The organism is uncultured Meiothermus sp. (genome assembly GCF_937863175.1).
In the GTDB taxonomy this organism is placed as follows: domain Bacteria; phylum Deinococcota; class Deinococci; order Deinococcales; family Thermaceae; genus Meiothermus.
In genome coordinates this window covers 1-11,448 of record NZ_CALMCQ010000251.1, presented here as the reverse complement: position 1 = coordinate 11,448, position 11,448 = coordinate 1, and the positions used below count along the sequence as shown (strand labels likewise).

11 protein-coding genes are annotated in these 11,448 nt (G+C 60.6%); 6 read left to right on the top strand and 5 right to left on the bottom strand.

From position 1 onward, the window contains the following. The coding region (locus tag Q0288_RS09555; RefSeq protein WP_299429797.1) for a carboxypeptidase regulatory-like domain-containing protein at positions 1-892 on the top strand (892 nt) is incomplete at its 5' end. Positions 893-919: 27 nt separating this feature from the next. On the opposite strand, the gene Q0288_RS09550 is transcribed toward Q0288_RS09555, so the two are convergent. Beyond that, positions 920-1,948 carry a S41 family peptidase gene (locus Q0288_RS09550; protein ID WP_299429795.1) on the bottom strand — a complete coding sequence of 343 codons (1,029 nt, stop codon included), beginning with the start codon at positions 1,946-1,948 and terminating at the stop codon, positions 920-922. 75 nt (positions 1,949-2,023) lie between these two features. Further along, the gene (locus Q0288_RS09545) at positions 2,024-4,186 is read right to left on the bottom strand and encodes an AAA family ATPase (protein ID WP_299429793.1); all 2,163 of its coding nucleotides are present in this window, start codon (positions 4,184-4,186) and stop codon (positions 2,024-2,026) included. Between the two features lie 228 nt (positions 4,187-4,414). On the opposite strand from Q0288_RS09545, the gene glgC reads away from it, so the two are divergent. The 4 genes from glgC to Q0288_RS09525 all read left to right on the top strand — a co-directional run bounded on the left by glgC (position 4,415) and on the right by Q0288_RS09525 (position 8,409). After that, positions 4,415-5,656, top strand: coding sequence for a glucose-1-phosphate adenylyltransferase (gene glgC, locus Q0288_RS09540; protein ID WP_299429791.1), 1,242 nt, complete (start codon positions 4,415-4,417; stop codon positions 5,654-5,656). A 76-nt stretch (positions 5,657-5,732) separates the two neighbouring features. Then, positions 5,733-6,422: a SagB/ThcOx family dehydrogenase gene (locus Q0288_RS09535; protein WP_299429789.1), complete on the top strand. Its 690-nt coding sequence runs from the start codon at positions 5,733-5,735 to the stop codon at positions 6,420-6,422. A 175-nt stretch (positions 6,423-6,597) separates the two neighbouring features. Further along, complete coding sequence (locus tag Q0288_RS09530; RefSeq protein WP_299429787.1) at positions 6,598-7,047, top strand: gamma-glutamylcyclotransferase family protein; 450 nt, start codon at positions 6,598-6,600, stop codon at positions 7,045-7,047. Positions 7,048-7,062: 15 nt separating this feature from the next. Then, a complete protein-coding gene (locus Q0288_RS09525; protein WP_299429785.1) occupies positions 7,063-8,409 on the top strand; it encodes a glycogen synthase in 1,347 nt (448 codons plus the stop codon). 424 nt (positions 8,410-8,833) lie between these two features. Here the strand turns inward: Q0288_RS09525 and Q0288_RS09520 are convergent, their stop codons facing one another. Both Q0288_RS09520 and Q0288_RS09515 read right to left on the bottom strand, forming a co-directional pair. After that, entirely contained in the window at positions 8,834-9,607 is a 774-nt protein-coding gene (locus Q0288_RS09520; protein ID WP_299429783.1) for an AMP nucleosidase, read from the bottom strand. A gap of 50 nt (positions 9,608-9,657) precedes the next feature. Continuing rightward, complete coding sequence (locus tag Q0288_RS09515) at positions 9,658-10,626, bottom strand: D-alanine--D-alanine ligase family protein (RefSeq protein WP_299429781.1); 969 nt, start codon at positions 10,624-10,626, stop codon at positions 9,658-9,660. 264 nt (positions 10,627-10,890) lie between these two features. On the opposite strand from Q0288_RS09515, the gene Q0288_RS09510 reads away from it, so the two are divergent. Continuing rightward, the gene (locus tag Q0288_RS09510; RefSeq protein ID WP_299429779.1) at positions 10,891-11,223 is read left to right on the top strand and encodes a hypothetical protein; all 333 of its coding nucleotides are present in this window, start codon (positions 10,891-10,893) and stop codon (positions 11,221-11,223) included. 138 nt (positions 11,224-11,361) lie between these two features. On the opposite strand, the gene Q0288_RS09505 is transcribed toward Q0288_RS09510, so the two are convergent. After that, on the bottom strand, positions 11,362-11,448 hold an 87-nt coding region (locus Q0288_RS09505), incomplete at its 5' end, for a zinc finger domain-containing protein (protein WP_299429798.1).

The following is an 11,448-nucleotide window of genomic DNA, read 5'->3' as shown; positions in this document are numbered from 1 at the left end:
GTTCTTGCCCGTCACCATCCATGGTGTGGCCGTGCGGCACCAGCAGACCACTTTCCTGGAGCAGATTCAACTCGTAGCGGATCAGGGAAGCCTGACCGGAAGCGCCGGCGGCCAGATTACCAACGCTCAGGACGGCACGGCAGTCCCCGATGCACTGCTCGAGCTTCGAGCCGGCATCAACGCCACCAGCGGAACTGTGCTTGCTTCTGCCGCCACCAACCTGTCCGGCCACTATACTTTTAGCAACATTCAGGCAGGAAGCTACACCGCTACCGTTAGCAAAGACGGCTTTACCCCCAACCACTTCACTGTGATGGTGGTGGGCGGCCAGACCATTCTCGATCAGAACGCCAGCATCTCACCCCCCATCGCCGACCGCCAGTGGCGCTTCGTACTCACCTGGGGCCAGACCCCCTCCGACCTCGACTCCCACCTCACCGGCCCCAACCCGCCCGGTGCGGGCAGTGGACGGTTTCACATCTATTTCCCAACGGCCAGCAAGAACTACAGTTTTAATGGCATCCGCTACGCCGAGCTGGATGTGGACGACACGACCAGCTTTGGCCCCGAGACCACCACCATCTACGAACCCACCGGCGGCGCGGGCGTGTATCGCTTCTCGGTACACGACTACTCAAATAAGGACTCCAGCAGCAGCGGTGCGATGGCTACTTCGGGTGCCCAGGTGCGCATATTCCGAGGTGCGACCCTGGTGGCAACCTACAGCGTGCCCAACCGGGCCGGCACCCTCTGGACGGTGGCCGAACTCGACCTTACCAACCCCAGTTTCCCCATCCTGACCCCCATCAACCGCCTGTCGTTTGTAAGCAACCCCGCAGGGGTTCAGCGCATCGGCGAACTCGAGTTTTTCCAGAGCCTGCCGCAAAAGTAGGGGCGGCTCCCAATTGTAGATGTACTGCTAGCGCGGGCGCAGGATGTAGCGCAGAGCGGCCTCGAGCTGTTCTCTGGGGTCTGCTTCCACCAGGTCAGGCTCGACCCCACGCCCCTCCCAGGTGGGGCCGGAGAAAGGCGCCAGCACGCCGTTGGCAACCAGGGCCACGCCGCCGTCAGGAAAACAGTAAGGGGTGAGGGCCTCGGTGTTGCCTGCGCTTCGGGTGCCGATAATGTAGGCCCTTCGGGCGTTTTTTAGTGCACCGGCCAGTCCTTCGGCGGCGGAGTTGACACTGCCATCAATCAACACCACCAGTGGTTTATGGGTCTGGGGGCGGCCAAGAAAGGGTATGGTGGGAAGTGGAACCGCACCCATGCCTCGGCTGACGATGCGCCAGGGCACCCCCCGCATGAAGACCCCGGCTACCTCGGCCATGCGAAGCACCAGCCCTCCAGGGTTGCCACGCAGGTCGAGCACATAGCCCCTGGCCCTGGCATCGTAGCGGCGGATGGCATCCTGTAAGGCACTCAGGCCCGCGGCATCTACCAGGTTGCTCAGGCGCACGATGACCACCCCATCGGTAAAGTGCACCTGGGGCGCCTGGTAGGGCGACCAGGACGGCTCGGACGGTAGGGGAGGCGGGGATGGCTGAGGGGTGGGGATCACTGGCCTTACAGGCTGCGCACCAGGGGCGCCCGGGGTGGGTTGGGTAGAGATGGGAAGCAGATCCTGATCCCTGAAGGGCAGGGCCAGACACTGCCCTCCGCTCAGGTAGCGCCGGGCCTGGGCAGGGCTGAGAACCCTCGAGTGGTCGTCGCCCAATTCGCCGTACATTTCGTCCAGCAAGCGATACAGCCCCTCCCAATCCCGGATCTCGCTTAGCTTGATCCGGTAGGTATTGCCCACGGTTTCCCAGTTCACGCCATTGAAGCCGGTATCGTAATAGCGCTCCTTGACCAGTCTCCAGGCTTGCTCGAGCCGCAGTGCGAAAACCGGGGTGCTCTGGGCCAGGGCCAGACTTCCGGATAGCACCAAAAGGACAACCCACCCGCGCATAGCTGCATGATACGCGAAGGGCCAAGAGCCAGCAGCTACCAGCGAGCGGCCAGGAGGGAGGTGTGGGGTTGGTGTTTATGGCTCCTTTTCTTCCTTGTCACGGCCTTCTTCTAGCTTGGCAAACACCTCCAGCCCGGCTTTGATCTTGTCCTGTAAGCCCCGGAAGCCTTCGATGCGGGCGCCGGTGAGCAGCTCGAGGGCCTGTTCTACGGTTGCGACGGCGTAGATGTGGAACTGCCCGGCCCGGATAGCCTCGAGAACCTCGGCCCGGAGGGTCAGGTTGGAAATACTGGCTTTGGGCAGGATGATCCCCTGGTTGCCGCTCAGGCCCAGCACTTTGCAGACCCGGAAGAAACCCTCCACCTTGGCATTGATGGCCCCCACCGCCAGCACCTTACCGGTCTGATCCACGGCGCCGGTTACAGCCAGGTCTTGCCGGAGAGGAAAGTTGCCAATGGCCGAGAGTACCGCGACCAGCTCAGCCAGCCCTGCCGAGTCGCCATCAATGGACACATAGCTTTGCTCGAAGGCCAGGCTGATGGTGGCCGGGAGTGGGCCACTCTCGATATACCGACTGCGGAGATAACCGGCCAGGGTTAGCACCGCCTTGTGGAAGATCTGCCCCCCCAGACCGGCTTCACGGTCTATGGAAACCAGGTGGTCGCGGCCTGGGGCCGCACGGGCAGTCAGCCGGGCCGGACGGCCCCAGTAGGGTGCAGCCTCGACCACCACCAGGCTATTGACCTCGCCCACCACCCGCCCACTGGTCTGGATGCTCCAGACCCCTTCCCGGACCGCTCGCAGAAACTCCTCCTCGGAGAGGAAACTCCGGTGGTTGCGGGCCGCAAGCGTATCCTCCACGGCCTGGGAAGTGAGAACTCCCCCGCCCATCACGGCGGCCTCTTCGGCCAGGGCACGGGTTTCGATCAGGCGAGCATCCATACGGTCGCGTTGCTCAGCGCTGCGCCGGGCCTCATCATAGAGCCGAACCAGACCGCCCTGGGTGAGTTGAAAACCCTGGGCCTGGAGCCATCCGCCCAGGGCCATTAGATTTTCCGGGGTGGCGGGCAGGGTGGAGGAGAACTCTACCCGGATGCGGAATAACTCGCTGAAGGCGGGATCTTCTTCCAGCGACTCAAAGGCCTCCTGGGTGCCGACCAGCATGACCTGTATCTGGATCGGGAAAGGCTCGACCTCGAGGCTGGCCGGAGCCTGCGGCTCGGTAACCGGTTCGACCTGTCCATTGCGCAGAGCCCGCTTGAAGGCTTCCCAGGTGCCCTCGCGTTTGAGGCTCAGGGCATCCAGAACCAGGTAGCCTCCCTGGGCACGGTGAATGGCGCCTGGACGAATCAGGCTGACATTGGTGCTCCACACCCCCCGGTCTACGGCATAATCCAGCCTCCCAAACAGACGTGGAGCGGTAGCGTAGGGCTCAAACACAATGGGCGGAGGGGCGCCGCTGCTGGAAGAGGTGAGCAGGTTGGGCCGCCACAGCGCGGGGTCGAGGGGTTCGCCGGTTTCGGCGTAGCGGGCCAGGCGGCCTCGCAGGGCCTCGAGGTAGGGGCGGGCCTGGGGAAAGCGCTGGAACAGGGGCTCCACCCGGGTGTTCAGGTAGTGCAACGCCCAGTCGCGGCGCAACCGCCTTAGCGAAACCTCGAGTTCGGCGGTGGCGGCCAGGCTGCCGAGCGCGACTTCCTCCAGCCGGGCGGTGAGTTCGGCGGGAACCGGGCTGGGGCCGGTAAACTCCAGCCGGTCTCCATTCAGAGACAGGGTAAACCCAGCCTCCCGCGCTTCCTGCTGGAGCGAGGCCAGTTGCTGATCGCGGGTTTGTTTGAAGCGGGCCTCGAGCTGGGTTTTTTCCCGCAGGAAAGAACCCTGACGGAATAACTCGTCCAGCCGGCTGACCTCCAGCAGCAGGTTCTCGACCGCATCGGCCAGATGGGTTTCCTGGCCACTGGGCAGGGTCAGTACCGCTACCTTACGCTCAGATAAAGGCACGTACAGCAAGTCCGGTGGGGTTTCGACCGTCTGGGTGCTTAGATAGGCCAGCAGCGCCTCGTGCTTACCCAGGCTGGAAGGCCCTACCAGATAGGCATGGAACCCGCCCCGAATCGCCAGTTCCAGGGCAGCCCGGGCCCGTTCCTGACCAAAAAAAGGCGGTGCCGGTGGGAACGCCACAATATCGGTGGAATTATCGGTAAATGTGCGCCACTCGAGCGCCTCGTATAAAAGCTTCATGCTGGAAAAGTATACCCATCCGCGGGCGGCAGGGAGTCTGGACGAAGGCCGGGTTCAGGTCACAAGTCTCAGGTCGCAGGTCAAATAAAGGCCTAAGGCTTTCAGCTTTCAGCTATTGGCTATCAGCTATTGGCTATGAACCATCTGCTATCAGCTATCGGCCTTCAGCTTCAGGCTTTCGGCTAGACCCTGGGCCTGTTATGCTGTAACAAAGGAGGCAACTTCGTCATGTCTATGCGAGTTCTTGGAATGATTCTCGCGGGGGGCCAGGGTTCAAGGTTGTTCCCCCTCACGGCCAAGCGCGCCAAACCTTCGGTGCCATTTGGGGCGCGCTACCGCATCATTGACTTCGTACTCAACAATTTCCTGAACTCGGGCATCTATGGCATCTACGTGTTGACCCAGTTCAAAGCGCAGTCCCTGACCGAACACGTGCAGCGGCACTGGCGTTTTGGGGGCTTTCTGGAGGATGCCTTTATTCTGCTGGTGCCCGCCCAGATGTACCGCTACGAAGAACTGGGGCCGGTATGGTATCGCGGTACCGCCGACGCCATCTATCAGAACCTGCACCTTATTGCCAACCACAAACCTGAATGTGTAGCCGTTTTTGGGGGCGACCATATTTTCAAGATGAATGTTGCTCACATGCTGGACTACCACTCCGATAACCGTGCCGATATGACCATTGCGGCCTACCCGGTGCCCATCGAACAGGCCAGCCGCTTTGGGGTGCTCCAGGTAGACGAGCAGTGGCGCATGGTGGGTTTTCAGGAAAAACCCAAGAACCCTACCCCCATACCCGGTAAGCCCGACCTGGCCCTGGTCTCGATGGGCAACTACCTCTTTCGCACCGAAGCCCTGATGGAAAAGCTCGAGCACGATGCCAAGGATTCCAACTCTTCCCACGACTTTGGCAAGGATGTGATTCCCCGCGCCCTGAGCGAGGGCTACCGCATCCAGGTCTACGATTTCAAACGCAACCCCATTCCCGGTCAGCAGGATCCCAATACCTACTGGCGCGATGTAGGAACCATTGATGCTTATTTTGAGGCCAGCATGGACTTAATTCAGGTAATCCCTGAATTCGATCTGTTCAACCCGGACTGGCCGCTGCTTGCTGCTAATTTCAACTCACCGCCAGCCAAGTTTGTCCACGAGGCCGGAGCCCGCACCGGACAGGCTTTCAACAGCCTGATTGCCGGGGGCTCTATCATCTCGGGGGGAACCATCCGCGAGTCGTTGATATTCCGCCGCAACCGTATTAACTCCTACGCTCTGGTGGAGCGCAGCATCCTGTTTGACGAGGTAGAGGTAGGGCGGTATGCCAGGCTGCGTAACACCATCGTGGACAAGAACGTTAGTATTCCTCCCCACACCGAGATTGGCTACGACCTCGAGGCCGACCGGGCCAGGGGCTTTACCGTCACCCCGGAGGGCATCGTGGTGGTGCCCAAGAGCTATAGATTCTAGCCAGCTGCTGATAGTCTATAGCCGATAGCCTATAGAGGTCTGGCTATAAGCTACTGGTTATCGGCCATCGGCATTTATGGACAAGCACCCCGGCAAGGTTTTTTACCGCCTGACGCGTATTTTCCCCGGAGACCAGCTACCGGGGGGGCGTGCGCCTGCCGCCAAAGTCTATGCCAATCCACTGGAGTCGGTGGATCTCGCTGAGCCGGTGCGGGACGGCGGCCCAGCGGTCTGGAGGGTGCTCTCCAGGGTCATGCCTACCACGCCCAAAGTGGGTTCTTCTATTACCCAGGCCGAGCTTTCACAGGTGCTGGCCCCGCTGGCGGTGCGCCGGGGCGGCCGGGGCTACCCTTCGGCAGGGGGTGCGTATCCCCTCGAGGTCTACCTGGCCGTGCAGCGTCTGCAAGACACCTTTCAGGGCATCTATCATTATGCGGCCAAGCAGCATCAGTTGGAACAGCTCTCTGGCCGTTTCGATCCCAAAAACTGGAAATCGGCCCTGATGGAGCTGGATGCCGTGGAAACCTCTGCGGCTCTGGTGGTTTTTTGCGCCGTGCCAGAGCGCTCTGAGGCTGTGTTTGGTTTGCGGGGCTTTCGCTACGCCCTGCTCGAGGTGGGCTACGCGGTGGGAGAGGTGATGGTGGCGGCCACCGCGCTGGGCCTGCAAGCCTACCCCGCCGAGACCTTCTACGATGAAGAAGTGCGTAAGCTGCTCTCGCTGCCCGAGGCCGAGCATCCGGTGGTGGTGCTGTTGCTGGGGCGGTAGGCTGCTGGCCTGAGGGTCGTTCGGGCACCCTTCAAAACGGCCTATCCGGCTGCCAATTTCAAAAACTGCTTGCAGCACAGTACAACCTGCTGCCTGATGGGGGAGGGAGATCTATCTGGAGTTGGCCTGTACGAACCGGTTCTCCGGTTGAGGATAGGCGGTATCCTGAAGGGTGATGGACTCTCCCGAAGCGGTCTTTGTATACGGCACCCTGAAGCAAAAGGAGCGTAATTTTGCGGTCTCGAGGCAGGCCGGTTGGGTACGCTCGGAACCGGCCTATATCGAGGGTTTCCAGCTTTTTCACCTCCCCCAGCGCGAACGACTGCCCTACGGCTACCCGGCGGTGGTGCGAGATGTAGCCAAGCCAGCCAGCCGGGAGGGTCGGGTCTGGGGCGAGGTGCAGTGGTTTGCCGATCTGAGCCAGGCCCTGGTGTTGCTTGATCGGCTCGAGGACGAGGGGCGCGAATACCTGCGAAGCCCAACCGCAGCGTACCTCCCCAGCCAGGCCGAAAAACCCTGTGCGGTATGGGTCTATGCCTATCCCAGCCTGCAAAATGTGCAAAGGGTCTCGGGAATCTGGCTGCCAGAGGGGGTCTGGCATGAACAAAAGCAGCCAAAGGGGTAAACTGCCAGTGTCCTTATGAAAGTTGCCTTTGTTGCTTCCGAAGCCTTTCCTTTTGCCAAAGTGGGGGGTCTGGCCGATGTGGTGGGTAGTCTGCCGCACGTGCTGGGGGCCCAAGGCCTCGAGCCCACCATCTTTCTACCCTGGTACTGGGGTATCCAGGGCTATTATGTGGGCGAAGCCTGGTTCAACTTCGAGGGTGGGCGCGAGAAGATTGGGATCGGCCATGCCGAGCATGAGGGGGTGCGCTATGTGCTGGTAGGGCTGGGAGATTTTTCCCGCGACAAGCCCTACGGCTACGACGACGATTTCCGCCGCTTTGTGCGCTTTTCGATGGCGACGGCTGAACTGTTGGGCGGTTTCGATATGGTCCATGCCCACGACTGGCAGACCGCCCTGCTGCCCTTGTTGCGCAACCTGGGCTGGTTTAGTGCCCGCACGGTCTACACCATCCACAACCTGGCCTACCAGGGGGTCTGGGGTTCGCAGGACTTTTTTGCCTGGACGCAGTTGACAGGCGAGACCTACTATGGGGCGGGCCTCGAGCATAACGGGCGGGTCAACCTGATGAAAGCCGGGATCGTGAATGCCGATGCCGTGACCACGGTCTCGCCCCGCTACGCCTGGGAGATCACCACCCCCGAAGGGGGCGAGGGGCTCGATGGCGTTTTGCGCGGACAACACAGGAAACTCAGGGGCATCCTGAACGGTCTCGATCCGGTTTACTGGAACCCTGCGACCGATAAGTACCTCAAACACCACTACGACGCCACCGACCTCTCGGGCAAGGTCAGTAACCGCGCCGAATTGCGGACCGAGTTTGCCCTCGAAGACCGCCCCACCCTGGGGGTGGTCTCGCGCTTTGCCCACCAGAAAGGCATTGATCTGATTGGCGATGCGGTGGATGGCCTCATGAGCATGGGGGTGAATCTGGTGGTGCTGGGCAGTGGGGAGCCCAACCTCGAACGCACCTTTGCCTGGATGGCCTCGCACCTCCCTGGCCGCATGGCCTACGTGCAGGGCTACCACGAAGCCCTGGCTCACCGCATTTATGCAGGCTGCGATGGTTTCTTGATGCCCTCGCGCTTTGAGCCTTGTGGGCTGGCCCAACTCATCGCCATGCGCTACGGAACCCCCCCCATCGTGCGGGCGGTGGGGGGCCTGCTCGATACGGTAAAGCACTGGGAAACGGGCTTCATGTTCAATTCGATGAACGCTGGGGGCGTTTTGCACGGGGTCAACGAATTCCTCAAACACCCCAACCGCGAGACCGTCTCCAAAAACGCCATGCAGGCCGATTTCTCATGGGATAGGCCTGCAAGCGAGTACCTGGCGCTTTATCGGCAACTGCTGGGACAGGAGTAAAACCGACCCGGGTGGTTTAGCAGCAGGACGGCTGGACTTCACACGTTGCTGGAGGCGTTAAAAGCCGAAGGTAAATCCTTCAACCCGCTCATACCGGACTCAAAAAGATCATCCTCCAACCCGGAGACCCCGAGGCTACCTTTTGAATCCTGGAGCACACCCCTCCCTGACGGTCGGCGAAAAAAGCGTTTCCCATCGGTCGGGTTCCGAATCTGGTCTCAAAGCGCCAGTATCCGCACGAAAACCCGTGCTCCTGGGCACCCAACTGGGTCTGTGGTCTGGCTAAGCACCGCCACCCAGTGCGGGTCATGGGTGCAGTACTCGAGCACAGGCCGAGCAAGATGCAGTGAAACCCGAACCGTGGAAACACTTAGCCCAGGCCGGACGGGCGTTACTGGGATGAGCGAAGGGCTATCGGCAGCCCTCAATAGGTGAAGTGTTTGATCTGCTCGCCCCGGATCCCAATATCGGTCATAGCCTCAATGCCGAGCTCGAGGTGCACTTCTACCCATTTTTGCGTCACCTCGCGGTCGGAGGCCTCGGTCTTTACGCCATCGGGGGTGATGGGGACATCCGAGACCAGCAAGAGGGCTCCACGGGGAATTTCGTTGTGGTGGCCAACGATAAAGATGGTGGCGGTCTCCATATCTATGCCCAGACAGGTCAGTCGTCTGAGGCGCTCGAGAAACTGCTGGTCGTGTTCCCAGACCCGGCGGTTGGTGGTGTAAATTACGCCCGTGCGGTATTCCAGCCCCTGCGTAACAATTTTTTCCGAGACGAATTTGTGCAGCTTGAAGCTCGGGAGCGCCGGCACCTCGGGCGGAAAATAGTCGTTGGAGGTTCCTTCGCCCCGAATGGCCGCAATGGGCAGGATGAAGTGGCCGATCTCACTGGTATGTTTGAGACCTCCGCACTTGCCCAAAAACAGCACGCCCTTGGGCATCCGCGCCGAGAGCAGGTCCATGATGGTGGCCGCATTGGCACTGCCCATCCCAAAGTTGATGATGGTCAGGCCAGCAGAATTGGTCGCAGCCTGCATGGCCCGCCCTTCCCCATGTACCTCGCAATCAAATCGAGCGGCAAAACGCTCGACGTAATCGGAAAAGTTGGTGAGCAGAATATAATCCCCAAACTCGTCCAGGGGCATTCCGGTATAGCGTGGCAGCCAGTTGCGGGCGATCTCGAGTTTTTCCTTCATAAAACCATTATGCCCGGCTCGAGATTTTTTGTGCTGCTGGGTCTGCGCCCTCAGCCCTCCAGCGCCAGCCGCACCAGTCGGTCGAGTAAATCGGGGTAGGAGAGACCGGAGGCCTGCCAGAGCTTGGGATACATGCTGGTAGGGGTGAACCCCGGGATGGTGTTGAACTCATTGAGGTAGAGTTCACCTTTCTCCGACAGGAAAAAATCCACCCTGGCCATTCCGCGCACGCCCAGAATTCGATAGGCGGCAGTAGCCGTGGCTCGAAGTTTTTCCGATAGTCCGGGTGCGATTTGCGCGGGCAGGTGCAGCACCGCCTTGCCCTCGGTGTACTTGGTCTCGTAATCGTAGAACTCCGACTGATAGGTGATCTCGCCCACCAGGCTGGCCTCGGCCTTGATGTTGCCTAGCAGGGCGACCTCCAGCTCGCGTACGCCTTCCACCCCCTGTTCGACCACCACCTTGTTATCCCAGGCAAAGGCTTCGGCCAGGGCCTGGCTGGCGTCCTGATCGGCCCTGACCTTGGAGATGCCCACGGAGGAGCCGGTGTTGGCCGGTTTGACAAAATAGGGCGGTTTGAAGGGGGGTTGGGGGGTTGGTTCGCCTTTGTAAAACGCGACCCAGGGAACCACCGGAATACCCGTGTGGTGAAGGATGTGCTTGCAAAGGTCTTTGTCCATGCAGAGGGCGGAGGAGGTCACATTCGCGCCGACATAGGGCAGTTGCAGCAACTCGAGAAATCCCTGAATGGCGCCATCTTCGCCGAGGTGGCCGTGCAGCAGCGGAAAGACCACGTCATAGGATTTCCAGTCAACCGGTGGCGGGAAGCTGTGCCGGCCCTGCTCCGCAACGCCAGCAGCCAGGGCGCGGTGCGCGTCGTTGCCCAGAAGCCATTTGCTGTCTTTGGCGATTACGACCAGCTCGGTGGGGTGCGGTATGGCTGCCAGCACACCCCGCGCAGACGAGAGGGAGACCTCGTGCTCGCCGGGCGGCCCCCCGGCTACCAGCAAAACCTTCACCTCTTCCCTCCCGTCACTCGATACTGGCTGAAAAAGGAAGCAATGAGGTGGAGTGTAATGTGCAAGTAGCTCATAATGTGTATTGTAGTGCGATAGGGGCAGGATGCAAACCTCCGGAGAAGCTGATCGCCGATAGCTGATGGCTGACAGCAACAACGGCTTTTAGCTATCCGCTATAAGCTATGAGCTATTAGCTATTAGCCAGTCTGCCCCTAGCAAATGTCCGACCCACAGGGAATCCGGTAAAGCCCGTAAACTAAGGGCATGAGCTGGATCGTGGTATTTCTGGCCCTGTTGCTGCTGATCGGGTTATTCGGCCTGGTCAACTACTGGAGCTACCGCCGGGTGGAGAAAGCCCAGCAGGACTGGTTTCGCGGGATGCTGGGCGAGGAAACCGACCTCGAGACCTTCCTGAAGTCGGCCCCCTACGAGTACAAACCCCTCAAAGGCGCCAAAGCCTATGGCATTCTCGAGAAGCGCACCGGCGAGGAGGTCTACCGGGTAGCATCCCCCGAGGAGGCCGAGGCCTGGATTGTGACCAACACCCTGGCCGAGCGAGGCGAGCTACCTTTGCCTGCCGATCAGTCCAAGGGCTAATGGGCTGGTAGCACAATTTTTGCCATTCTGATAACCTCAGGTCTAGTTCGGTCAAAGGTCAAAACTGAGAGCCTTAACTCTTCGCCGCCGTAATATCTGACCGGCCAAGCCGGCATGCCACCTGAGGCCTGCGACCGGTTAAAGCCGCTGACACCCTGGGCAAAAGTGCGTGCTCCGCCCGCCCACCACCCCCCGGACAATGCTGCCCCCACATCCTTTGCGCTT

Bases quoted from the DNA above. Each gene is read 5' to 3' on its own strand.
- glgC (WP_299429791.1), top strand. From the start codon at position 4,415: ATGTCTATGCGAGTTCTTGGAATGATTCTCGCGGGGGGCCAGGGTTCA.
- Q0288_RS09530 (WP_299429787.1), top strand. From the start codon at position 6,598: ATGGACTCTCCCGAAGCGGTCTTTGTATACGGCACCCTGAAGCAAAAG.
- Q0288_RS09550 (WP_299429795.1), bottom strand. From the start codon at position 1,948: ATGCGCGGGTGGGTTGTCCTTTTGGTGCTATCCGGAAGTCTGGCCCTG.
- Q0288_RS09520 (WP_299429783.1), bottom strand. From the start codon at position 9,607: ATGAAGGAAAAACTCGAGATCGCCCGCAACTGGCTGCCACGCTATACC.
- Q0288_RS09545 (WP_299429793.1), bottom strand. From the start codon at position 4,186: ATGAAGCTTTTATACGAGGCGCTCGAGTGGCGCACATTTACCGATAAT.
- Q0288_RS09525 (WP_299429785.1), top strand. From the start codon at position 7,063: ATGAAAGTTGCCTTTGTTGCTTCCGAAGCCTTTCCTTTTGCCAAAGTG.
- Q0288_RS09535 (WP_299429789.1), top strand. From the start codon at position 5,733: ATGGACAAGCACCCCGGCAAGGTTTTTTACCGCCTGACGCGTATTTTC.
- Q0288_RS09510 (WP_299429779.1), top strand. From the start codon at position 10,891: ATGAGCTGGATCGTGGTATTTCTGGCCCTGTTGCTGCTGATCGGGTTA.